Genomic DNA, 22083 nt, shown 5'->3' on the forward strand with positions numbered 1-22083 from the left:
TCGTTTCTCCTCGATCGATTGCTATTCTGCCGCCGGGCGGAATTGGTCTTGCTCGGTGGATTCACTCATGGCTGTGGTGGAGGACTGGCCGCCGGAAATCGCCATGGACACGGCATCGAAGTAGCCGGTGCCCACCTCGCGCTGGTGTTTGGTGGCGGTATAGCCGTTCGCCTCGGCCGCAAACTCGGCCTGCTGCAGTTCGCTGTAGGCGGCCATCTGCCGTTGCTTGTAGCCGCGCGCCAACTCGAACATGCCGTAGTTGAGCTGATGGAAGCCGGCCAGTGTTATGAACTGGAACTTGTAGCCCATGGCGCCCAGCTCGCGCTGGAACCTGGCGATGGTGGGCTCGTCCAGGTTCTTCCTCCAGTTGAAGGAGGGCGAGCAGTTGTAGGCGAGCGGTTTACCCGGGTGGTGCCTGTGCACACTCTCGGCAAACCGCTTGGCCTGCTCGAGATCCGGCTTGGACGTCTCGCACCAGATGAGATCGGAATAGGGTGCGTAGGCGATGGCGCGCGCGATGCAGGGCTCCAGCCCGTTCTTGACGTGGTAGAAGCCTTCCACCGTGCGGCCGGCATCGTAGTCGACGAAGGGCCGGTCGCGCTCGTCGATGTCGGAGGTGACGAGCTTGGCAGCTTCCGCGTCGGTGCGGCAGATGACGAGCGTGGGCACTCCCATCACGTCGGCTGCAAGCCTTGCGGCGGTGAGGTTGCGGATATGTTGTGCGGTAGGGATGAGCACCTTGCCGCCCAGGTGGCCACACTTCTTTTCCGACGCCAACTGGTCCTCGAAATGCACCCCCGCGACACCCGCTTCGATGTATGCCTTCATGAGCTCGAAGGCATTGAGCGGGCCGCCGAAGCCGGCTTCCGCGTCGGCGACGATGGGGGCGAACCAGGTTTCGACGGAAAGGCCGTTGCCTTCCGCGGTCTCGATCTGGTCGGCACGCTGCAGTGTGCGGTTGATGCGTCGGGCAAGCTCCGGGCCCGCATTGGCAGGGTAGAGCGACTGGTCCGGATACATGGATGAGGCCGTGTTGGCGTCCGCCGCCACCTGCCAGCCGGAAAGATAGATGGCCTTCAGCCCGGCGCGCACCATCTGCATGGCTTGGTTGCCGGTAACCGCGCCCAGCGCATTGACAAAGTCCTCTTCGCCGATGAGCCGCCACAGCCGGTTGGCGGTCTCCTCCGCCAATGTGTGACGGATGGCCACCGAGCCGCGCAGCCGGCGCACGTCATCGGCGCCATAGGGCCGCTCGATGCCGTCGAAGCGACCTTCGGGTGCAGAGGGAACGAGGTTGTAAAAATCCGTCATCTAGTGTCTCCGTAGTGCCATTCATCGAGTGGCTGGGCCAACTCCTGTGACAAAATTTACGCTGCACTGCACAGAAACACACGAGATTCCGTTCCATAATCGCCCGGAATCGGGTGGGGCTGTATTGTCTTTCACAAGCGGTTTCGGTAAATTTGTAAAAGAAGTAAAACCTTCTCAAGACGTCTTCACGCTTTCTCTGTAAAAGGCTGTAAAGGCGGGTGTGGAAGCCATGGCATCGCAAAAGATATTCGCCGGCGCGCGCATCAGGCGCATTCGCAACGCCAAGGGATTGACCCAGACGGCGATGGCCGAGGGGCTCGGCATCTCCCCCTCTTATCTGAACCTCATCGAGCGCAACCAGCGGCCATTGACCGTGCAGCTCATCCTCAAGCTCGCCTCCGTCTACAAGGTCGACCCGGAAGAATTACAGGGGGAAAGCGGAGCGTCGCTGGCGGCGTTGAAGGAGGTGTTCTCCGATCCGCTGCTTGCCGGGGAACTGCCGGGCGAACACGAGCTGGTGGAGGTGGTGGAAGCCGCGCCCAACGCGGCCGCCGCGCTTGCCAAGCTCTACCGCGCCTACCGCGAGCAGGCCGCAAGGTTGTCCGATCTGTCGGAAATGCTGGCGCGGGAGGGGCGCGCCACGGCGATCTCCGCCACCCGATTGCCGGTCGACGAGGTGCGCGAGATATTCGAGCGCCGCGCCAATTATTTCCCGACGCTGGAGGAGGAGGCGGAGGCCTTTCACCGCGTGTTGGAGGCCGGCGACGATTTGGCGGGCGCGTTGAAAACCTGGCTCAGAAGCGAGCACGGCATCGCCGTGCGCGTGCTGCCGGCCGACATCATGCCCAACTGGCGTCGGCGCTATGACCGGCACTCGCAGCGGCTTTTCGTCTCCGAGCGGCTGTCGGCGGCCGACCGGTTGCGCGAGATCGCCGTGGAGGCTTGCCTCATCCGCATGCAGGTGGCGGTCGCGGCCGAGATCGAGGCCCTCAAGCTCGGCTCGAACGAGGCGAGGCGGCTGGCGCGCTTCGAGCTCGGCCGCTATGCCGCGCATGCGCTGATGATGCCCTACCAGGCCTTCCTCGCCGCCGCCGAGCGGACACGCTATGATATCGAGGTGCTGGCGGCCCGTTTCCATGTATCGTTCGAACAGGCGGCCAGCCGGCTCACGACGCTTGCGCGGGACGGTGCGGCGGGCGTGCCTTTCTTCATGCTGGAGGTCGACAACGCGGGCAACCGCCTGCGCCGCGCCGGTGCGGGCGGCTTCCCGGCGAGCCGGTTCGGTGGCGGCTGCCCGAAGCTCGGCCACCATGCCGCGTTCGCTCAGCCGGAGCAGGTGTTGGTGGAAGCCGTGGTAATGCCCGACGGCGAGATGTTCTTGACGCTGGCGCGCACGCTGGAGGGCCCGCAAGCGGCCTTCGACGAGCGTCCGCGCCGCACCGCGCTCCTTCTGGCCTGCGACCTCGCTTACAAGGATCGGCTGGTCTACGGCGCGGCCCTTCCCGCCTCCGCTGCCGAGGCGCCGATCCCCGTCGGCCCTGCCTGCAGGCTGTGCGAGCGCCCCGGCTGCCTCGCCCGCGCCGAGCCGCCGGTGACAAGGCCGCTGGGGCTGGACGAGATGGTGACGGGGCTGAGCGCGTTTGATTTTCAGTGAGGCAGGCTACGGTCGGTCTACAAGAAGGGTGTCCAAGTCCCGCCTGCCGTCAACCACGGTCAAGATCAGCGCCTGGCCGGTTTGCTCTTCATAGCTGTAGAGAATGATGTGATTGCGAAAGACAATGCAGCGAGCCTCGTCCCGGTAGAGGCGCCCGGCCTGTGGGAAGTCGACAAGTTTCTGGCAAGCATCTTCCAGCCCGCGAACATAGTTCGCCGCAGCCGTCAGGTTTTCGGCGGCGATGAAATCAAGCAGTCTTTGAATATCTTCCTTCGCTTCATCCGACCAAACGATTTCAACCGCCATAGCGCGCCCGCAACTCAGCCATGAACTCGTCATGGGGCGTTGCGCCGCCGCGCGCCTTGGCAGCGGCCAGCTTGGCGTCGATCCTCTTCCTCACCGCCATTTTGAGGAGCGCGCGCGCAAGCTCCTCCTGCTCTTCCTCGGGCAAGGCTTCGACTTCCCTCAGGGCATCCTTGAGCGTCTGGTTCATCGCACGGTCTCCTGTGGGAGGAAGATAGCATGCCGGGGTGAGCGAGTGAACAATGCCTCCTACTCCGCCCCCAGCGGCCGCTCTCCCGCAAACAACGGCGCATGGCTGGTGAGAAGGTCTACGATGCGGTCGATGACGATACGCACCTCACGGCGGTGGCGGTCGTCGTTGTGCATGACGACCCATTGGCCCTCGCGCAGGTCCGCGATCTCCTCGCCCGCCCGTTCCAGGAGAGGGTCGCGGTCGCCTGCGAAGCAGGGGAGTACCCCCTTGCCGACGCCGGAGCGGATCAGGTCGTAGAGCGTGCGCGGCGTATTCGCCCAGGCGGCGACTGAAAGGCCCTTCTGCTCGGCAACCCACCGCGCCGAGCGCGTCGAAATGTCCTCCGGCGCGATCGCCACCCAGTCTTCGCGCCCCGGCCGGGGTTGGTTGCGCGCCCGGAAAGGTGCCTGCGCCACCTCTCCCGTCCTGCGCGCGGCCAGGTTCGAGCTTTCGGGCGCGTGGTTCCTGATGCCGATCTCGACTTCGCGGTGGCCGATGTCGAGCTTCGCTTCCGTCGTCTTGAAGGCGATGCGGAAATTGTCGTCCGGCGTCCACAGGCGTGAGAAATTGGCGGCGAAGAAATTGGCCGTCCACGTGCCGGCGGAGATGCGCACGACAGGCCGGGCGCCCTCGGCGGCGAGCCATTCGCCGATAGGCCGGGCGCTCGCTTCCATCGCTTGGGCACGCTGGAAAAGCGCCTCCCCATCGGGCGTCAGCGTGTAGCCCGTCTGCCGGCGAACGAAGAGCGGCCGGCCCGCCGCCTCCTCCAGCGCCAGCATGCGCCGGCCCACGGTGGCCGGGCTCAGGCCCGCCTCTGCGGCCGCCGGCGACAGCCCGCCACCGCGCGCCACACCGATGAAGATACGCAGATCGTCCCAACTCAGTTTTTTCATGGTTGAAAAAGGTAGTGCGAAATCGAAGCCTGATAAAGGGAAAAGGTACCTCTATTCTCCGCTCGTGAAAAACAGAAGGAGAAAAGAGACCATGGATTACGTGAGCGGATGGGTTCTTTGCCACCACGTTTGGACGATGCAGCAACTCGAGAGGCGGCCCAACGACGACTATATCGAACAGTACACGCCAAGCCGGGTGATGCAGGGCGCTCGGCGTCTAGGCAGGCTCGTCAGACGACATCAATGACGACATTGCCAACGACATCGCCGCTTTCCACCGCCTCGTGGGCATCGGCAATCTCCTCGAGCCGGAAGCGCGCCCCCACCATGTGCCGAAGTGCGCCCTGCCGCAGCATCCCTGAAAGCTGTGCAAGGGCCGCGGCGCGCTCCTCCGGCAAGAGCTCGTAGACCAGGAAGAACTGCAGCGTCAGGCTGCCCCACAGCATGGCCGGGAAGGGCAGCGGAATGTCGCCGGCGACGTTCGAGCCGTAGCAGACGATCTTTCCGTGCGGCGCCACGAGACCATCGGCGACGAGCGCCGCCGTGGAGGAAAAATCCATGTCGATGACGCCGTCGACACCCTTGCCGCCGGTCAGGTCCTTCGCCACCTTGACGACGTCCTTCGCCTTATAGTCGATGACGAAGTCCGCTCCCGCCTCGCGTGCAAGGGCGGCGCGCTCGGCCGAGGCCGTGCCCAATACGCGCGCGCCGGCGGCCTTGGCCATCTGCACTGCATAATAGGCGACGGAGGAGCCGGCGCCGGTGATGAGCACCGTCTTGCCGGCGATGCTGCCTTGCAGCCGCACGGCCTGGACGGCCGTCAGCGCCGGAATGCCGAAGCAGGCGCCGGTGGCATAGTCGATGCCTTCCGGGAGGGGGACGGCCTGCTCGGAAGGCAGGCAGATGAACTCGGCCGCGGTCCCGAAGGGGCGCTTCCACTGCCCGTTCCACACCCATACACGCTCGCCGACCCGCGCGTGCGCCACGCCCTGGCCAACCGCATCGATCTCGCCGGCGCCATCGCTGTGCGGAATGATGCGCGGGGCGATCAGCGCGCGGCCGCGGCGGCTTTTGACGTCCGAAGGGTTGACGCCGGAGGCATAGAGCCGCACGCGCACCTCGCCCGCGCCGGGCTCGGGTGTTGCCATCTCGCCCGTCTCCAGCACCGCGCGCGCCGGTCCGTTCTTCTCATACCAGGCTGCTTTCATGGTGCATTTCCTCCACCGCCGAAATTTGTAGCAGACTGGCGCGGGAAGAACAGGCCCGAGCCCGCGGGGTGGGCGGCGATGGTGGAAGGATCGTTACCGTCTGAGGTCCCCCATTCTCTTCGCCGCGCACCTGGGGAATTTTCGCGCTTGTCGCGTTGCGAAAACGAAAATAGGCTTGGCGCAAAAGCCGGTCGGCCCGGGCGGGAAGACAGGCCGACAGAAGCCGAAAAATGGGAGTCTCGTTCATGATACGAAAAGCCGCTCTGCTTTCCGCCGTGTCCATCGCCGCGGCGGCGCTCGCGACTGGTGCCGGGGCACAGGACCGCGTCGTCAACGTCTACAACTGGTCCGACTATATCGACGAATCGATCCTCGAGGACTTCACCGCCGAGACCGGCATCGAGGTCGTCTACGACGTCTTCGATTCCAACGAGATCCTGGAGACAAAGCTGCTCGCCGGCGGCACGGGCTACGACGTGGTGGTACCCTCGGCAGAGTTCCTGGGCAGGCAGATCGAGGCCGGCGTATTTCAGAAGCTGGATAAATCCAAGCTCACCAACATCGACAATCTCTGGGACATGATTGCCGAACGCACGGAGAAATACGATCCCGAAAACGCCTATTCGGTCAACTACATGTGGGGCACCACCGGCATCGGCTACAATGTGGCCAAGGTGGAGGAAGCGCTCGGCACCGACACGATCGATTCATGGGAAGTAATCTTCGATCCCGACACGATCTCGAAGCTGGGGGATTGCGGCATCCACATGCTCAACGCGCCGGCGGAGATGGTGCGCGCGGCGTTGAACCACCTCGGGCTCGATCCCGATAGCCGCGATCCGGCCGATCTGGAAAAGGCGGAGGAACTCCTGCTCTCCATACGGCCATATGTGCGCAAATTCCATTCCTCCGAATATATCAACGCGCTCGCCAACGGAGATATCTGCCTCGCCGTCGGCTGGTCGGGCGATATCTTCCAGGCCCGCGATCGCGCGGCCGAGGCCGACCAGGGCGTTGAGATCGCCTATGCCATCCCGAAGGAGGGGGCGCAGATGTGGTTCGACCAGATGGCCATACCCGCCGACGCGCAGCACGTCGAGGAGGCGCACGAGTTCATAAACTACATCATGCGTCCCGAGGTCATTGCCAAGGCATCGAACTATGTCTTCTACGCCAATGGCAACAAGGCTTCGCAGGAATTGCTCGATGAGGAGGTGATCGGCGATCCGGCTGTCTATCCGGACGAAGCGGTTCTCGAAAAGCTCTACACGACGTTGCCCTACGATCCGCGAACACAGCGCCTCGTCACGCGGCTGTGGACCAGGGTCGTCACTGGGCAGTAGCTTCAGCCGGCGCCGGTCCGGCACCACCTGCCGGGCCGGCCGCAGCTTTTCGACGGGCAGAAGGCGGAAGCGGGATGGCATCGCTTGGCAGCACGCGAAGGACGTTCGCTCCGTGGGCCGATCCGACGGCGAAGCCCTATATCCGTTTCGAGAACGTGACGAAGCGCTTCGGCGACTTCACCGCCGTCGATGACCTGTCGCTGACGATCTACGAGCGCGAGTTCTTTGCTCTTCTCGGCGCGTCGGGCTGCGGCAAGACCACGCTTCTGCGCATGCTGGGTGGCTTCGAACAGCCGACCTCCGGCCGCATCTTCCTCGACGGGCAGGACATGAAGGGCATCCCGCCCTACCGCCGGCCCGTCAATATGATGTTCCAGTCCTACGCGCTCTTTCCCCACATGACCGTGGAGACCAACGTCGCCTTCGGGCTGAAGCAGGACGGCATGCCGAAGCCGCAGATCGCTGAGCGCGTCGCCCGGATGCTGAAGCTGGTCAAGCTCGAGCCGTTCGCCAAGCGCAAGCCGCACCAGCTTTCCGGCGGCCAGCGCCAGCGCGTGGCGCTCGCCCGTTCGCTCGCCAAGCGGCCCAAGGTGCTCCTCCTCGACGAACCGTTGGGTGCGCTCGACAAGAAGCTGCGCGAGGAAACCCAGTTCGAGCTGATGGACCTTCAGTGCGAGCTTGGCCTCACCTTCGTCGTCGTCACGCACGACCAGGAGGAGGCGATGACCATGGCCGACCGCATCGCCATCATGGACAAGGGCAAGGTGCTGCAGGTGGCGACGCCGGCAGAGGTCTACGAGGCGCCATCGTGCCGCTTCGTTGCCGATTTCGTCGGCTCGATCAACACGTTCGAGGGCTCGGTGACGAAGGCCGGAAGCGCCGCACGCATCAGGGATAGGAGCGGCGCGGAGTTCAGTGTGGCGGATGCCGGCGCGGCTGTCGCCGGCGATACGGTGTGGCTGGCCGTGCGGCCTGAGAAGCTTCGCATCTCGCGCGAGCGGCCGGCGGACGCGGAAAACGCGCTCGACGGGGAGATATGGGACATCGCCTATCTCGGCGACATGACCGTCTACAACGTCAAGCTGGACGACGGCCGCGTCGTCAAGGCGAGCACCATCAACAGCATCCGCCGGCTGGAGGACGCGCTGACCTGGCATGATCGCGCCTGGGTTTCCTTCTCTGCCGATGCCGGTGTCGTCCTGACGAGGTAGGGGAAGAAGATGGCCCGGCTTTTCTCCATGATCGGCAGCCGCTTAGTCATTGCCGTGCCCTATCTGTGGCTTCTGGTCTTTTTCCTCGTTCCCTTCTTCATCGTCTTCAAGATTTCGCTGTCGCAGACGGCGATCGCCATGCCGCCTTATCTGCCGGTGTTCGGGCTGGAGGAGGGGGTCTCCGGCTTTGTCCGCAACCTGCGCGACCTGTCCTTCGAGAACTACCTGTGGCTTTTCGAAGACGCGCTCTACGTGAATGCCTATCTGTCGAGCCTCGTCATCGCCGCCGTCTCGACGCTGCTTACGCTATTGGTCGGCTACCCGATCGCCTACGGCATGGCGCGTGCCCCGGCCGCCCTTCGCCCGCTGCTTCTGATGTTGGTCATCCTGCCGTTCTGGACCAGCTTCCTGATCCGCGTTTATGCCTGGATCGGTATCCTGAAGCCGGAAGGGCTGCTCAACCAGTTTCTCGCCTTCCTCGGCATCATCGACCAGCCGCTCGTCATCCTCAACACGACGAGTGCCGTCTATATAGGCATCGTCTATTCCTACCTTCCCTTCATGGTTCTGCCTCTTTATGCGGCCTTGGAGAAGATGGACTACTCGCTGATCGAGGCGGCGCAGGATCTCGGCTGTCCGCCGCTTACAGCTTTCTGGAAGATCACCTTTCCGCTTTCGCTTCCCGGCGTCGTTGCCGGTTGCATGCTGGTCTTCATCCCCGCCGTCGGCGAGTTCGTCATCCCCGATCTCCTGGGCGGCTCGCGCACGCTGATGATCGGCAAGACCCTTTGGGATGAGTTCTTTTTCAACCGCGACTGGCCGGTCTCTTCCGCGGTGGCCGTCGTCCTGCTCCTCATCCTCGTCGTGCCCATCGCGTACTTCCAGCGTGCCCAGGCCCGCGCGCGGGAAGAGGAGAGCTGACATGGCAGGCACCTGGGGACGCTTCAACGTTGTAGCCCTCGCGCTGGGCTTCGCCTTCCTTTATCTGCCCATCGTCCTGCTCGTCATCTATTCGTTCAACGAGTCGCGGCTGGTCACCGTCTGGGCTGGGTTCTCGACCAAGTGGTATGTCGCCATGCTCAACAATCGCGGCCTGATGGACGCGGCCTGGGTGACGGCGCGCGTCGCGTTCCTCTCGGCCACCGTGGCCACCGTCCTTGGCACGATGGCAGCGGTGGCGCTCACCCGCTACACCCGCTTTCGCGGACGGCTGCTCTTCTCCGGCATTGTCTTCGCACCCCTCGTCATGCCGGAGGTCATCACCGGGCTGTCGCTGTTGCTCCTGTTCGTCGCCATCAACTTCGACCGCGGCTTTGCCACCGTCACCATTGCCCACATCACATTCTCCATGTGCTTCGTCGCCGTCGTGGTGCAGTCGCGGCTCATCACCTTCGATCGCTCCTTGGAGGAGGCAGCGCTGGATTTGGGCGCAACGCCGGTCAAGGCGTTCTTCCAGGTCACGCTGCCGGTCATCCTACCGGCCGTCATCGCCGGCTGGATGCTGGCTTTCACGCTGTCGCTCGACGATCTGGTGATCGCCAGCTTCACCTCGGGGCCAGGCGCCACGACACTGCCGATGAAAATCTACAGCCAGGTGCGCCTGGGCGTGACGCCGGAAATCAACGCCGTCAGCACCGTTCTCATCGCCATCGTGACGGTGGGCGTCGTTGTGGCTTCGCTGGCAAACAAGCGGCAGGATGTGTTGCGGCAGAGGGAGGCAGCAGAGTAGGGCAGACGGGAGACGCTGTGTCCATCTCGTGCCCTACTGTCTATTCATCTCCCCTCTCCCCTGGCCGGCGAAAGGAACGAAGCGATGAACGGCGTGCGCCACGAGCCGCCGACGAAGAACGTCAGCGGCGACTCAAACCGCGGATCGGCACCATCGAGCGATGTGAGCGTGCCGTAGAGCGCCAGGCCACGGCTGGCGAAGGGCACCAGGCCGTCGAGCCCAATCCGGTGTTGTCCCGAGAACGCCTCCGCCAGGTCGATCCTTGCAACGCCCTTGGAAAGGGTCGCCTTGAGGTCGGCGCGGCTGATCGGCAGCGCACCTTCGCCCATTGCCCTGAGCGGGAAGAAATCGCCCTCCGCACTGCGCTGGAGGAAAGTTTCCAGGCTGAGACCCGGCACGTTGCCGGGACCAAAGGTCGCCGAAACGCTCCCATCTGCCGTCTCCAGAACGGCGTCGAGATCATTCCCGGTGCCCTTCAGCACCACCGAGAGCGTGCAACGTGCCTGCGGAACGAACTGCTTGACCTCGAACGTCTCGGCAAGTTGAGCCATGTCGATCTCTTCGCCGCGCATGCGGATTTCGACCACCTCGCTCCCGCTGGTCCGGTCGGCCCGCACGCCGAGTTGGATTGTCCCGCCGAAGGCCGTCGCGTCTGAAATATCGAAGGTCGACAGCCCGTCCTTCACCTTCACCGCGGCGGCGACATCGGTAAAAGTGGCGGCATCGAAACCGGCACTTGCCGCGGAGAAGCGGAGGTCGAAATCGTAGCCACCAGGGTTCAGCGACGGCGGCGCCGTCTGCGCCGGCAGCGCGTCGGGGGAAAACGGGCTGAACGTATCCAGGAGTGCGCGCAGGTTGAGCGTGTCGAAGGCGAGCGTGCCGACGACGCTCGGCCGGCCCGGCCCAAGGCTCACGTCCAACAGACCCTTGCCCGTGCTTTGGTCGAGACCGAGAGTCGCGCCCTCGAATTTCAACCGGCTCATATCGCCCGTCACGCGGGCGGCGACGGTGACGGGGCCGACGCGGGTTCCCGGCAGGGAGACGGAATGCGTCCACTCCACCAAGCGGTTGAGCGAAGGTGCGGAGAAGTCGAGCTGACCGTCGACGAAGTTCTTGCCGGAAAAATTGGCCGTGCCCGTGAAAGAGGCCGTTGCCGGCGTGGCCTGCAGTGAAAAATTGACAGGTGCGCTGCCGCCGCCGAGCAGTACCAGCGGCTGAGTGCTCGCCGCTTGCAGCGCGACATTTTCGCCGCGCCAGATGCCCTTCGCCGAGAGCGAGGCCTGCCGATTCAACGCCGGCCAGTTGAATGTACCTGCCAGACTGGTGACGATGTCCCGGCTGCGCCCGCCGACGCGCGTGATGATCCGCCCATCGACGACTTCCACCTCGCCGAAGGTATCGGACGGCAGGGTGCTGGTGTCCGGCTCGGTGGGTGCGGCAGCCACCGCTTCCCGTGCCGCCGTCACCGAGCGCGAGAGCCGGCCCCAACTCTGCGGCGGCGTCAGGCGCAACGCGCCCTCCCGCCCGCGCAGCCGCAGGACGGGTTGGATAAGCTGCATCTTCGTGAAGACGATCTCGCCTCTAAGTGCCGCCAGCGCCGACAGGTCGACTTGAACCTTTTCCGCCTCGAGCACGGGCTGCGGGTTCGCTTCGCTCCAGTCGGAAAGGGTCACGTCGTGAAGCACGGCACGGAAGGGCCATACGCGGATGTCCGGCGTGTCGCCCAGCCGCACGCGATAGCCGCTCCACGCGCTCATTTGATAGGCGATGCCGTCGCGCACGATCTGCGTCGAGGCGACAAGCGGCAGCCCGACCACCAAGAGTATGGCCAGGACCACAACAACGCCGGCGGCCAAAACGCCTTTTCTCGCCAACGGTACCGGCATACTTCCTCGCCCGGTGAGCAGAAAATGGCCCCGACCCCAGTTCCCTAGGAGGGGTTTAAACGACGGGCCTTTTATTTCAAGCCTTTGTAACTGGGTTTAACTGTCACGTGCTTGCCCCTTCGCTGCGCCAAGGGCATAACCGGCACGACGAGGAGGATCGCGATGCAGCAAGAAAAGCCGTTGTGGATACCGTCCGCCGAGCAGCTTCGGCGCGCGCCGATGTCGGTCTTCATGGAGGCGGCGGCGAAAGCATCGGGCCGACCCATCGCCGATTTCGATTCGCTTCACCGCTGGTCCGTGGAGGAGCGGGAGGCTTTCTGGCCGCTGGTTTGGGACTTCTGCGGCATCGTCGGCGAGCGCGGCGAGCGGGTGCTGGTCGACGGCGAGAAGATGCCGGGCGCATCCTTCTTCCCCGATGCAAAGCTCAATTTCGCGGAGAACCTCTTAAGGAAATCCGGCGCGGAAGACGCCATCGTCTTTCGCGGAGAGGACAAGGTGGCTCGCCGCCTTTCCTGGGACGAACTGCGCGCTCTCGTCTCGCGCCTGCAGCAGCTTTTCAAGGCGGAGGGCGTGAAACCCGGCGACCGTATCGCCGCCATGATGCCCAACATGCCGGAGACGGTCGCCGCGATGCTGGCCGCCGCCTCGCTGGGTGCGATATGGTCGTCATGCTCACCCGATTTCGGGTCACGCGGGGTGCTTGACCGCTTCGGCCAGATCGAGCCAGTTCTTTTCATCACGTCCGATGGCTATTGGTACAATGGCAAGCCTTTCGAGGTGGCCGGCAAGACGGCGGAAATCCTTGCCGCCCTGCCAGGCGTCAGGAAGGCACTGGTGGTCGACTATCTGGGTAAGGCACGGGAGACAGCGGCCGGCATCGAAAGGGCGGTAGCGCTGGAAGACGCGCTTTTGCCTTTCACGCCGGCGGAGATCGCCTACGAGCGGCTTTCCTTCGCGCACCCGCTCTATATCCTGTTTTCCTCCGGCACGACCGGCATCCCGAAATGTATCGTCCATTCGGCCGGCGGCACGCTGATCCAGCACCTGAAGGAGCAGCGTCTGCACGCCGGGCTTCAGGACGGCGACCGCTTCTTCTACTTCACCACCTGCGGCTGGATGATGTGGAACTGGCTGGTCTCGGGGCTCGCCTCCGGCGCCACGCTCCTCCTCTATGACGGCTCGCCCTTCTATCCCGACGGCAACACGCTGTTCGATTTCGCCGAAGCCGAGAAGATGACTTACTTCGGCACGTCGGCGAAGTTCATCGATGCCGTACGCAAGGCGGGGCTGGAGCCGGCTACCTCGCACGACCTCGACAGCGTCCGCGTCATCTCCTCGACCGGTTCGCCCCTGGCACCGGAGAACTTCGAATTCGTCTACCGCGCAATCAAGAAGGACGCGCATCTGGCTTCCATTTCCGGCGGTACCGACATCGTCTCCTGCTTTGTCCTGGGTGTGCCCTTGCTGCCTGTCTGGATAGGCGAGATCCAAGGGGCCGGCCTCGGCATGGCCGTCGACGTGTGGGATGACGAGGGGCGCCCGCTCGAAAGCGGCAAGGGCGAGCTTGTGTGCACCAAGGCCTTCCCATCGATGCCGATCGGCTTCTGGAACGATCCGGATGGCGCGAAGTACCGCAGCGCCTATTTCGACCGTTTCGACAACGTCTGGTGCCACGGCGATTTCGCCGAATGGACGGCTCATGGCGGCATCGTCATCCATGGTCGCTCGGACGCCACGCTCAACCCCGGCGGCGTGCGCATCGGCACAGCCGAGATCTACAATCAGGTCGAGCAGTTGCCTGAGATCCTGGAAGCGCTCTGCATCGGCCAGGAGTGGGAAGATGACGTGCGTGTGGTGCTGTTCGTGCGGCTTGCCGAGGGGGTGGCGCTCGACGAGGCGCTCGAGAAGGCGATCCGCGACAAGATCAGGACCGGCGCCAGCCCGCGCCACGTGCCGGCGAGGATCGTCGCCGTAAAGGACATCCCGCGCACCAAGTCGGGCAAGATCACCGAACTTGCGGTGCGCGATGTGGTGCACGGCCGCGAGGTGAAGAACAAGGAAGCGTTGGCCAACCCGGAGGCGCTGGAGCTTTTCCGCGACCTGCCGGCGCTCAAGGGTTAACGAATGCTTGCCGCGAAATTTACCGAGATTTCAGGGCTGGGACACTCGGTTAAAATTTGGTGCGCACCGGTAAGGTCCCGTTAATGAATGACACCGATAGTCGCGGGCAACTTGTCGGACCAGCCGCGCCACTGCGGCCCGAGCGTTCGCCAAGCCCCGTTTTGACAGCACCCAATCAACTCGACAGCGCCCCTTCCGGGGCGTTTCTTTTATGGATTTCAGAGATCCCGGTCGCGCATCAAGGGGCCGGAAAGCAGGATGACGGGCACAATGGCCGTGGCGATGATGAAGAGAGCGGCCATGGCACCTTCTTCCACCGCGCCGCGCGAGGCGTTCTCGTAGACGTAGGTTGCCAGCGTGTTGAAGCCGAAGGGGCGCAAGAGGATGGTCGCCGAAAGCTCTTTCACCGTGTCCACGAATACGAGGATGCCGGCGGTGAAGATGGCCGGCTTCAAGAGCGGCAGCAGGATCGTCGCAGCGCTGGCTGGCGCCGAGCGGCCGAGGCTGCGTGCTGCCTCGTCGAGGTTTGGCGGAAGCTTCTCCAGCCCCGCCTGCACGGCGCCTTCGGCAAGCGCCAGGAAGCGGATGGCACAGGCAAGCACAACCGCCGCGGCCGAGCCGGTCAGCAGCAGGCCGGTGGACAATCCCATATATTCGCGCGCCAGCCCGTCGATGAAATTGTCGAACCGCGCCAGCGATATGAGCAGGCCGAGCGCCAGGATGGTGCCGGGCATGGCATAGCCGATGGTGGCGAAGCGCACCAGGAACACCATTCGGCGCGTGCGCACCAGCCGCGCCGCATAAAGCAGGAGGAGGGCGACGGCGATGGCCAGGACGGCTGTCGCGAGCGCGGTGCCGATGCTGGTCACCAGCGCTTCCGCCAGGGCCGGTTCGGCAAACTGGTCTAGCCGGTTCAGCGCGTAGCGCCCGAAGACGGCAAGCGGGATGCCGAAGCCGGCGAGGATGGGAACGAGCGCCACCGCAAAGGCGCCGCACGCCCGCCACCCGGAAAGCGCGATACGCGGCGGCCGCGCCTTCATCTGCGTTCCGCGCGCCGAGTGGAAGCGCTGCTTGCGCCGCGCCATCTGCTCGGCCGTCAGCAGGATGAAGACGAGGAACAGCATGACGACGGCGATCTGCGCCGCCCCTTCCAGGCTGCCACGGTTGAGCCAGGTGGAATAGATTGCCAGCGTCAGCGTCCGCACACCCAGATACTGCACGGCACCGAAATCGTTGACCGTCTCCATCAGCACCAGCGCAACGCCGGCGACGATGGCCGGCCGCGCGACGGGCAAGAGCACGCGCCAGAAGACGCGAGCGGGCGCGGCCCCAAGGGTGCGCGCCACATCGGCAATATTGCGCCCCTGCATGACGAAGACGACCCGCGCCGTCAGATAGACGTAAGGAAAGGTGACGGAGGTCATGACGATGGCCGCACCCGCCGTGGTGCGGATATCGGGAAACCAGTAGTCGCCGGGCCGCGTGAAACCGAAAAGAGTTCTGATACCCGTCTGCACCGGCCCCACATAGTGGAAGAATTCGCCGAAGGCGTAGGCCGCGAGATAAGGCGGCACGGCGAGCGGCAGCACCAGCGCCCAGGCGAACGTACGGCGCAGCGGGAACTCGTAGGCCACCACCAGCCAGGCGCAGCCCACTCCGAGGACACTGCTGCCGAAGGCCACCAGGGCGAGCAGAACGAAAGTCGTCGTCACCGACTGCGGCAGGACGTAGCGCGCCAGGTGCGGCCAGTCCGCGCCCGTGCCGGAAAACGCCATGACGATGACGGCGAGGATCGGCAGGAGAACGGCAGCGGCGACCAGCGCCGTGATGGCGAGCGCCGCAGGATGGCGCTGCCGGCGCGTCTTACCCGCGCTTGCGGTGGGCTGGGAAAGCGGCGCCTTGAGGGTGAAGCTGCTCATCGGATGCCGAACGGGCTAAAATGCGAAAGCCGGACCGGTCGTCCCGGCCCGGCTCTTTGTCTCGACTGTCGGCCGCAGCCTCAGCTTGCCGGGCCGTCGTCGAGGCCGACGCGGTCGACCATCTCCGACGCTGCCTTACGCTGCGCGGCGATGTCCGCCAGCGGCAGTGTGTCCGGCTTGATCTCGCCGAAGGACTGCACCGTCTCGGAGACCTCGGCGCTGGGCAGAACCGGATACTCGTAGTTCTCCTCGGCGTAGATGGCCTGGGCCTCGGCGCTTGACAGGAATTCCATCAGCTCGAGCGCGTTCTCCTTGTTCGGCGCGTGCTTGGCGAGCGCCATGCCGGAGATGTTGACGTGGGTGCCGCGGTCCTCTGAGTTGGGGAACAGCACCTTGATGGCGTCCGCCCACTCCTTCTGCTCCGGTTCCTCGTCGTTGTTCATCATCAGGCCGACATAGTAGGTGTTGCCGAGGCCGAGGTCGCATTCGCCGGCATAGATGGCCTGGGCCTGGCCACGGTCGTTGCCGCCTGGCTTGCGCGCCAGATTCTCCTTCAAGCCCTTCATCCATTCCTCGGCCTGCTCCTCGCCGAGATTGGCGATCATGGAGGCGAAGAGCGCGATGTTGTAATTGTGCTGCCCGCTGCGCATGCAGATCTTGCCCTTCCACTTCGGGTCGGCAAGCTCCTCGTATGTGATCGTGTCCTGCTCGACACGGTCCTTGGAGGCATAGATGACCCGGCCGCGCGTGGTGAGCCCGATCCAGTGGCCCTCCGGATCGCGGTACTGCGCGGGAATGTTCTCGTTGATGGTCTGGTTGTCGACCACCGGTTGGGTGACGCCCTTTTCCTTGGCGTTGACCAGACGGCCGATATCGACGGTCAGGATAACGTCGGCGGGCGAATTCTCGCCTTCGGCGGCGATGCGGTCTTCCAGGCCCTGGTCCAGGAACAGGACCTCGGTGTCGATCCCCGTCTCCTCGGTGAAGGCGTCCAGCAGCGGCTTGATGAGGTCGGGCTGCCGGTAGGTGTAGATATTCACCGTTCCTTCGGCCTGCGCGGAAAGCGGAAACAGCGAAGCGCCGGCGGCGACGGAAAGGGCCGCCAGACCCACTCTCAGCTTGGAGGAAGTATCAAACATCATCGTTCTCCCGTGTACTGGGAGGCAAGGTCCCAGCAAGAGGTTTCAAACCGCGGAGGAACTGCCTCTCCGCGGCCCTCTAATGAGGGAAAGCGGTATTTGGGTCAAGGGAAAGGCAACGAAATCAGTAGTTTAGAATAATTCTAAACTACGATTGTCAGGTTATCGGCGGCAAAGGTCAATCCGCCAGCACCCGCGTGGGCGGGAAGGTGATCTCCACCAGCGTGCCTTCGCCGGGCCTCGACGTGATGGCGAACTGCGCCCGGTTGGCTTCGACCATGGCTCTCGTCAGCGGCAGGCCGAGCCCGGTGCCGTCGCCGCGCTTGCGGCGCAAGGTGCTGATTTGCTTGAAGGGCTTCAGCGCCTCGTCGATCTCGGCCGAGCTCATGCCCAGGCCCGTATCGCGCACCCGCATCACAACGGAGCCGTCCAGGTCGTAGGCAGTGGAAACGATCACCTGGCCGCCCGCCGGCGTGTAGCGCACGGCATTCGACAGGATGTTGAGGGCGATCTGGCGTACGCTTCTCAAGTCGGCGACGACGTCGGGCAGCCGCGAGGCGAAGCTGGAGCGGATGATGACGCGCTCGCTGTTTGCCTGCGGCTGCATCATGGCGACCACCTCGCCCAGCGTCTCGTTGAGCGGTACGGCCTCGTACTGCATCTCCTGCTGTCCGGCCTCGATCTTGGAGATGTCCAGGAGGTCGTTCACCAGGTCGAGCACGTGGTTGCCGGAGCGGTTGATGTCGCGCAGGTAGTCGCGGTAGCGCTCGTTGCCGATGGGGCCGAACTTCTCGTCGATCATCAGTTCGGAAAAGCCGATGATGGCGTTGAGCGGCGTGCGGATCTCGTGGCTGACGCGGGCGAGGAACCCGCTCTTCTGTGAAGAGGCGCGTTCGGCCTGCGCGCGCGCCTGGGTCAGTTCCTCTTCGGCACGCTTCCAGTGGGTGATGTCGCGCAGGACGGCGCAGTAGCCGCTGTGGTTCGGCAGGCGGCCGATGGTGATGAAAAGCGGGATGAAGCGCCCTTGCGCCTCGCGTCCGATCACCTGCCGGCCGTCGTTCAAGACGCTCGCCACCCCGTTGTCTGCAAGGGCGGCCAGATAGTCCTGCACCGTGCGTTGGCTCTCGATGGCGAAAAGCGAGCTGAAGGGCTTGCCCGTCACATGCTCGGCATCGAAGCCGAACAGCGCTTCGGCCGGCCGGTTGATGGAGCGGATGGTGCCGTCGTCGGCGATGACGGCGATGCCGTCCGTTGCCGTGTCGACGATGGCACGCATCTCCATGAGGCGCGCTTCGACTTCGTCGGCATCCTCGGCCCGCGGCGCGGCGCCCTCCGGTTTCTCGCCTGCGCCTTCCCGCACCGGACGCAGTGCCAGCATCAGCGCCTTCCCGTTCTCCCACGGCACCGACTGCAGATGCGCCTCCACCGGGATGTCCGCGCCTTGCGCTGTGGTCAGCCGCAGGGTGCGGCTCGGCGCCTCCTCGGCGCTGTCCTGCGGTTCTTCGAACAGCGCGCCGATGCCACCGACAGCCTCGAGTGCGGCAAGATCCTCGTACCCGGTGAAGGTGAAGAACTCCCGGTTCGCATAGTGCAGCCGGTCGCCCGAATGGATGAGGATGGGCAGCGGCAGATGCGTCAGAAGGCCGGTATCGGCGGTCTTCTCCCGGCGCTCCGGGGCAGGGTGAGCAAAGGCCGAGGGGGTGAAATCGGGTGGCAGCGCCTGCTGCTCTTCGTCAGGCTCGGCCGCCTGCTCCTGCATTTCCGCCGCGGCATTCGCGGTGCCCACGGGCTCCAGCCCCGTCTCCTCCGCCGTGGTCTCCTCCAGAACGGGAGCTTCCTCCGCCGCTTCAGGCTCTTCCGCCTCGCTCACCTCCGCCGCCCGCGCGGCCGCCGCCTCGCTGGCCCGCCGCAGCCGTTCGCCGATCTCGCGGAAGGCCGTGCGTTCGGAAGCCGACAGGCGCGTCTCCCGCGTATCCTCGCGGTGCTCGGCGAGGCGAATGACCTTATCCGTCGTGCGCCGCTCCGGACCGTCGGAGATGCTGATGGCCGGCGTCTCGCCCAGGAAAGGGTCGGTTACGGCTTCGGGAGGCGCTTCCTGCGTCTCGCCATCTTCCGCGGGCGGAAGATCCTGGGCTTCGTCTTCCGGAGCGGAAGGCGTGAGCGCCATGCCGATCTTTTCAGTATCGGCCTCCGCCTCGCCCAGCCGGGCGATGCCGAAGCCGCGGAAACCTTCGAAGGTGTGCCCACGTCCGTAGACGGGCAGGGCGGCGAGATCGACCGGCACCTTCAATTCCGTGCCCGAGAGCGGCCACATGACGGTGCGGCCCGACCACGTGTCACGCCGCTCCAGAAGGCGGCCGATGGAGCCGGTCGGGTCCAGCCCGAAGGCATTGGAGACCTCGCGGAAGGTGCGGCCGATTATATCGGCGGCGGGCGCTCCCATGGCTTCGGCAAACCCATCCGAAATGGCGGAGAAGCGGCCCTCCGCATCCGTGCGCCAAGCGAAACGAACCGTCTGCGCGGCGTGCGTTTCGCTCTCGGGGCGGCTTTCCGTGCCGCGGCGTTCCGCGGCGGGGAGGGGCTCCTCCGCAACGGGCGCAGGGGCCGGTTCCTCCGGCTCCGCCGCGCGCGGCTGGGGCTCCATCGCTTGCGGCGCCTCCGGCGCGCTCTCGGCCAGATCTGCGTCGTCCACTGCCAAATCGGTAGGGGTGGTACCTTCGTCGACCACGACCAGCAGATGTGTGGCCGGCACGTCGGTGAGGCGGGCGATGCCGGCGGGAAATCGGCGCGCGCCGGCGATCGGCTTCTTGACCAGCCGGTCTTCTTCTCCGTGCACCTCCTCGATCAGCGCCCTTAGCGTGTCCACTGTCACGCCCAGCGCCTCGAAGCCCTCGGATGCCGCCGCCACGTTGCCTTCCTCGTCGAGAAGGGCGGCGAAGTGGCCGGGTTCGTCGAAACCGGCGACGATACGCTCGGCCCGTTCCTTTTCAGGAGCCGGCGAGGGGAGGGCCAGAAGCAGGGCCTTTTCGCCGCGCGGCAACGCGATCGCACTTGCCTGCAGGGTGACGATCTGGCTTTTCAAGCCGCCAGCCAGCCTGAGGGCAAGCGGCCTGTCGCGGCCGATATCGGGAAAGCCCGGCGCGGCCGCGACCTGCCGCAGCGCCACAGCCGGAAGCCGCGGCGCGCTGCCGATCGCCGCCTCGATATCGGAATAGCCGAGCCACGCCGCACCGGGGCCGTTGGCCCAGACGATTTCCGCAAGATCGACGGACAGCACCGCCAGCGCGTCGCCCGCGGCGAACCGTTCGCGCACCTCGTCGAGAACCGCTATGTCGAGGAACGAATACGCCGACGCCATTCAGATCGAACCATTTTCCGCTGGTGAGCCCAAGATTAACCAGTCATTAGTAATAAGAGCACGGCAAGCGCCCGTCCACAAACCCCGCATTTGTCGACAGCTTCAATTCGTCCATTGGTTAATCCCCGCCCGTCGCCTCCGATTGCTGCGCCGCAACAAAAATGTTGCAATGCACAAAATACGTGTTATATTAGGCTCACATTCAGTTCGGGGCCGTCCAGAGAGCCGCCCACAGTAGACAAGAGGATCGACACATGAGCAAGACCAGCAACAAGCCGGAAGGCACCGAGTTCCCCACTTTCGACGCCTCCAAGGCAACGGAGCAGTTCCGCAGCTTCGCCGAGAAGAGCGCCGAGCAGACCCGCGAGACCTACGAGAAGATGAAGTCCGGCGCCGAGGATGCCCGCAAGGCTTTCGAGGCTTCCTTTGAGAACGCCAAGTCCGTGGGCGACGAGCTGGTTCTGAAGTCCATCGCCGCCATGCGCGTTGGCGCCGAGGCCAATTTCGCCCAGTTCGAGGCGCTGGTTGGCGCTTCCTCCTTCTCCGAGGTGATCGAGCTGCAGAGCTCCTTCCTGCGCAAGCAGATGGAACTCGCCGCCGACCAGGCCAAGGAGTTCCAGGCGATCTCCCAGAAGGCGGCCACCGAGGTCACCAAGCCGGTCAAGGACGCCTTCGAGAAGGCGCTGAAGCAGGCCGCCGCCTGAGGCGAACGGTCGCGCTGAAAACTTTCGCGCACGGGCCTATATCCGGCCCGTTCGCAAGAACATTGGGCTGGCATCTCCTCCTCCTCCCGCCAGCCCTTTCCTGAAAAGGCCGGGTCCCTCCCCCCGGTCTTTTCTTTTTTGCACCGCTTCGCAGCCTACCCGCGCATGGCACTTGAAAAAGCGTCCGTTTGCCCGTAATGACGCGGCAGTCGCACGACGCCATGCGGTTGTAGCTCAGTTGGTTAGAGCGCAGGATTGTGGCTCCTGAGGTCGGTGGTTCGAATCCACCCAACCGTACCATTTCTCGAAAATCCACATTCGCAAATGGTTTCGGCCGGCAAGGTCGAGCCACACCTATCCGTTGCCGCGCGGGGTTTGCCCGCCGGGCTATGTCAAAGAACGTGGGAAGCGGGGCGCGTTGCCCGTGCCACTCTATTTACTTTGGTAATGCCTATCGAAGCTGGACCGAATCGGTGAGGATTTGGGCTGATCCCCGGTGTTGGCGATTAGCGGGAGCGCCGATGCCGCCTTATCTCCCCCTTGGTGGGGGAGAAAGCGATTTCTTAGGTTTAGCGAAGCTAAGCCTTAGAAATCGCAAGAGAGGGGGCCTTGCACCATGCCTTGCCACGCCAATCCATCCCGCCACGCAACCGCGCCTTCGCCCCCGGCGCATGGCGCACCCTGTCAGCATCTGTCAGGAATGTTTTCCTATTCCCATTCACGCCCCTCCCGACCCGTGCGATAATCCGCCACTTGGACGAAAGGAGTGGGCGTCCGCCACTTGGACGAAAGGAGTGGGCGATGGACGGAACTGCGGCAATCGAGCGGGATCGCGAGGCGCTGAAGCGCATCGTCGCATCGCTCGTGGCCTTGGCCGGGCCGGCCGTGGGGCCTGATCCCGAGGTGCTGGCCGAGGGCGAGCCTCGAAAGACCCTGCCCCGCCATCTCTGGCGCGCCATCCTCAGCCTGCTGCGCCCGGCCGAGGCCGCCGCGCGCGGTCTCACCGTCTGTCTGCCGCCCCCGCGCAAACAGAGGCCCGCAAGCCCGGTGCCGCTCCTGCGCAGCCTCGGCA

Annotated in this window: 16 protein-coding genes, 1 tRNA gene and 1 pseudogene; 9 read left to right on the forward strand and 9 right to left on the reverse strand. The window is 64.7% G+C overall.

Annotated features, from left to right (window positions below; all coding sequences use genetic code 11):
* Positions 1 to 21: 21 nt before the first annotated feature.
* Positions 22 to 1311, reverse strand: coding sequence for an isocitrate lyase (aceA, locus tag GPJ75_RS18830; RefSeq protein ID WP_163270118.1), 1290 nt, complete (start codon positions 1309 to 1311; stop codon positions 22 to 24).
* 229 nt (positions 1312 to 1540) lie between these two features.
* Here aceA and GPJ75_RS18835 point away from each other — a divergent pair, with 229 nt between their 5' ends.
* Positions 1541 to 2965: a helix-turn-helix domain-containing protein gene (locus tag GPJ75_RS18835; RefSeq protein WP_163270120.1), complete on the forward strand. Its 1425-nt coding sequence runs from the start codon at positions 1541 to 1543 to the stop codon at positions 2963 to 2965.
* A gap of 6 nt (positions 2966 to 2971) precedes the next feature.
* On the opposite strand, the gene GPJ75_RS18840 is transcribed toward GPJ75_RS18835, so the two are convergent.
* From GPJ75_RS18840 to GPJ75_RS18855, 4 genes are all read right to left on the reverse strand, one after another.
* A complete protein-coding gene (locus GPJ75_RS18840; RefSeq protein WP_163270122.1) occupies positions 2972 to 3271 on the reverse strand; it encodes a type II toxin-antitoxin system RelE/ParE family toxin in 300 nt (99 codons plus the stop codon).
* Positions 3261 to 3458 carry a hypothetical protein gene (locus GPJ75_RS18845; protein ID WP_163270124.1) on the reverse strand — a complete coding sequence of 66 codons (198 nt, stop codon included), beginning with the start codon at positions 3456 to 3458 and terminating at the stop codon, positions 3261 to 3263. Before GPJ75_RS18845 ends, GPJ75_RS18840 begins: the two co-directional genes overlap by 11 nt.
* A 59-nt stretch (positions 3459 to 3517) precedes the next feature.
* On the reverse strand, positions 3518 to 4393 hold the full coding sequence (locus tag GPJ75_RS18850; RefSeq protein ID WP_163270126.1) for a LysR family transcriptional regulator: 876 nt from the start codon (positions 4391 to 4393) through the stop codon (positions 3518 to 3520).
* A gap of 230 nt (positions 4394 to 4623) precedes the next feature.
* On the reverse strand, positions 4624 to 5601 hold the full coding sequence (locus tag GPJ75_RS18855) for an NADPH:quinone reductase (RefSeq protein ID WP_163270128.1): 978 nt from the start codon (positions 5599 to 5601) through the stop codon (positions 4624 to 4626).
* A 245-nt stretch (positions 5602 to 5846) separates the two neighbouring features.
* Here GPJ75_RS18855 and GPJ75_RS18860 point away from each other — a divergent pair, with 245 nt between their 5' ends.
* The 4 genes from GPJ75_RS18860 to GPJ75_RS18875 all read left to right on the forward strand — a co-directional run bounded on the left by GPJ75_RS18860 (position 5847) and on the right by GPJ75_RS18875 (position 9884).
* Positions 5847 to 6944, forward strand: a complete 1098-nt coding sequence (locus GPJ75_RS18860; protein ID WP_163270130.1) for a polyamine ABC transporter substrate-binding protein — start codon at positions 5847 to 5849, stop codon at positions 6942 to 6944.
* 74 nt (positions 6945 to 7018) lie between these two features.
* Positions 7019 to 8155: an ABC transporter ATP-binding protein gene (locus GPJ75_RS18865; protein ID WP_163270132.1), complete on the forward strand. Its 1137-nt coding sequence runs from the start codon at positions 7019 to 7021 to the stop codon at positions 8153 to 8155.
* A gap of 9 nt (positions 8156 to 8164) precedes the next feature.
* On the forward strand, positions 8165 to 9076 hold the full coding sequence (locus GPJ75_RS18870) for an ABC transporter permease subunit (RefSeq protein WP_163270134.1): 912 nt from the start codon (positions 8165 to 8167) through the stop codon (positions 9074 to 9076).
* A gap of 1 nt (position 9077) precedes the next feature.
* Positions 9078 to 9884 carry an ABC transporter permease gene (locus GPJ75_RS18875; protein ID WP_163270136.1) on the forward strand — a complete coding sequence of 269 codons (807 nt, stop codon included), beginning with the start codon at positions 9078 to 9080 and terminating at the stop codon, positions 9882 to 9884.
* Positions 9885 to 9928: 44 nt separating this feature from the next.
* Here the strand turns inward: GPJ75_RS18875 and GPJ75_RS18880 are convergent, their stop codons facing one another.
* Positions 9929 to 11770, reverse strand: coding sequence for an AsmA family protein (locus GPJ75_RS18880; RefSeq protein ID WP_163270138.1), 1842 nt, complete (start codon positions 11768 to 11770; stop codon positions 9929 to 9931).
* Between the two features lie 162 nt (positions 11771 to 11932).
* Here GPJ75_RS18880 and GPJ75_RS18885 point away from each other — a divergent pair, with 162 nt between their 5' ends.
* Entirely contained in the window at positions 11933 to 13891 is a 1959-nt protein-coding gene (locus GPJ75_RS18885) for an acetoacetate--CoA ligase (protein WP_163270140.1), read from the forward strand.
* A 218-nt stretch (positions 13892 to 14109) separates the two neighbouring features.
* Here the strand turns inward: GPJ75_RS18885 and GPJ75_RS18890 are convergent, their stop codons facing one another.
* The 3 genes from GPJ75_RS18890 to GPJ75_RS18900 form a co-directional block, all read right to left on the reverse strand.
* A complete protein-coding gene (locus GPJ75_RS18890; RefSeq protein ID WP_163270142.1) occupies positions 14110 to 15810 on the reverse strand; it encodes an ABC transporter permease in 1701 nt (566 codons plus the stop codon).
* Between the two features lie 80 nt (positions 15811 to 15890).
* Complete coding sequence (locus tag GPJ75_RS18895) at positions 15891 to 16949, reverse strand: Fe(3+) ABC transporter substrate-binding protein (RefSeq protein ID WP_163270144.1); 1059 nt, start codon at positions 16947 to 16949, stop codon at positions 15891 to 15893.
* A gap of 178 nt (positions 16950 to 17127) precedes the next feature.
* The gene (locus GPJ75_RS18900) at positions 17128 to 20307 is read right to left on the reverse strand and encodes a PAS domain S-box protein (protein ID WP_163270146.1); all 3180 of its coding nucleotides are present in this window, start codon (positions 20305 to 20307) and stop codon (positions 17128 to 17130) included.
* A 254-nt stretch (positions 20308 to 20561) separates the two neighbouring features.
* Here GPJ75_RS18900 and GPJ75_RS18905 point away from each other — a divergent pair, with 254 nt between their 5' ends.
* From GPJ75_RS18905 to GPJ75_RS18915, 3 genes and pseudogenes are all read left to right on the forward strand, one after another.
* On the forward strand, positions 20562 to 21011 hold the full coding sequence (locus tag GPJ75_RS18905) for a phasin (protein WP_159592955.1): 450 nt from the start codon (positions 20562 to 20564) through the stop codon (positions 21009 to 21011).
* Between the two features lie 223 nt (positions 21012 to 21234).
* Positions 21235 to 21311: transfer RNA gene (locus GPJ75_RS18910), tRNA-His, on the forward strand.
* Positions 21312 to 21812: 501 nt separating this feature from the next.
* Positions 21813 to 22083 (forward strand): annotated as a pseudogene (locus GPJ75_RS18915) (hypothetical protein); the annotation flags it as partial.

The organism is Chelativorans alearensis (genome assembly GCF_010993735.1).
Classification (GTDB): domain Bacteria; phylum Pseudomonadota; class Alphaproteobacteria; order Rhizobiales; family Rhizobiaceae; genus Chelativorans; species Chelativorans alearense.

Bases quoted from the DNA above. Each gene is read 5' to 3' on its own strand.
- GPJ75_RS18865 (WP_163270132.1), top strand. From the start codon at position 7,019: ATGGCATCGCTTGGCAGCACGCGAAGGACGTTCGCTCCGTGGGCCGAT.
- aceA (WP_163270118.1), bottom strand. From the start codon at position 1,311: ATGACGGATTTTTACAACCTCGTTCCCTCTGCACCCGAAGGTCGCTTC.
- GPJ75_RS18900 (WP_163270146.1), bottom strand. From the start codon at position 20,307: ATGGCGTCGGCGTATTCGTTCCTCGACATAGCGGTTCTCGACGAGGTG.
- GPJ75_RS18895 (WP_163270144.1), bottom strand. From the start codon at position 16,949: ATGTTTGATACTTCCTCCAAGCTGAGAGTGGGTCTGGCGGCCCTTTCC.
- GPJ75_RS18835 (WP_163270120.1), top strand. From the start codon at position 1,541: ATGGCATCGCAAAAGATATTCGCCGGCGCGCGCATCAGGCGCATTCGC.
- GPJ75_RS18860 (WP_163270130.1), top strand. From the start codon at position 5,847: ATGATACGAAAAGCCGCTCTGCTTTCCGCCGTGTCCATCGCCGCGGCG.
- GPJ75_RS18875 (WP_163270136.1), top strand. From the start codon at position 9,078: ATGGCAGGCACCTGGGGACGCTTCAACGTTGTAGCCCTCGCGCTGGGC.
- GPJ75_RS18880 (WP_163270138.1), bottom strand. From the start codon at position 11,770: ATGCCGGTACCGTTGGCGAGAAAAGGCGTTTTGGCCGCCGGCGTTGTT.
- GPJ75_RS18840 (WP_163270122.1), bottom strand. From the start codon at position 3,271: ATGGCGGTTGAAATCGTTTGGTCGGATGAAGCGAAGGAAGATATTCAA.
- GPJ75_RS18885 (WP_163270140.1), top strand. From the start codon at position 11,933: ATGCAGCAAGAAAAGCCGTTGTGGATACCGTCCGCCGAGCAGCTTCGG.
- GPJ75_RS18905 (WP_159592955.1), top strand. From the start codon at position 20,562: ATGAGCAAGACCAGCAACAAGCCGGAAGGCACCGAGTTCCCCACTTTC.
- GPJ75_RS18845 (WP_163270124.1), bottom strand. From the start codon at position 3,458: ATGAACCAGACGCTCAAGGATGCCCTGAGGGAAGTCGAAGCCTTGCCC.
- GPJ75_RS18855 (WP_163270128.1), bottom strand. From the start codon at position 5,601: ATGAAAGCAGCCTGGTATGAGAAGAACGGACCGGCGCGCGCGGTGCTG.
- GPJ75_RS18870 (WP_163270134.1), top strand. From the start codon at position 8,165: ATGGCCCGGCTTTTCTCCATGATCGGCAGCCGCTTAGTCATTGCCGTG.
- GPJ75_RS18850 (WP_163270126.1), bottom strand. From the start codon at position 4,393: ATGAAAAAACTGAGTTGGGACGATCTGCGTATCTTCATCGGTGTGGCG.
- GPJ75_RS18890 (WP_163270142.1), bottom strand. From the start codon at position 15,810: ATGAGCAGCTTCACCCTCAAGGCGCCGCTTTCCCAGCCCACCGCAAGC.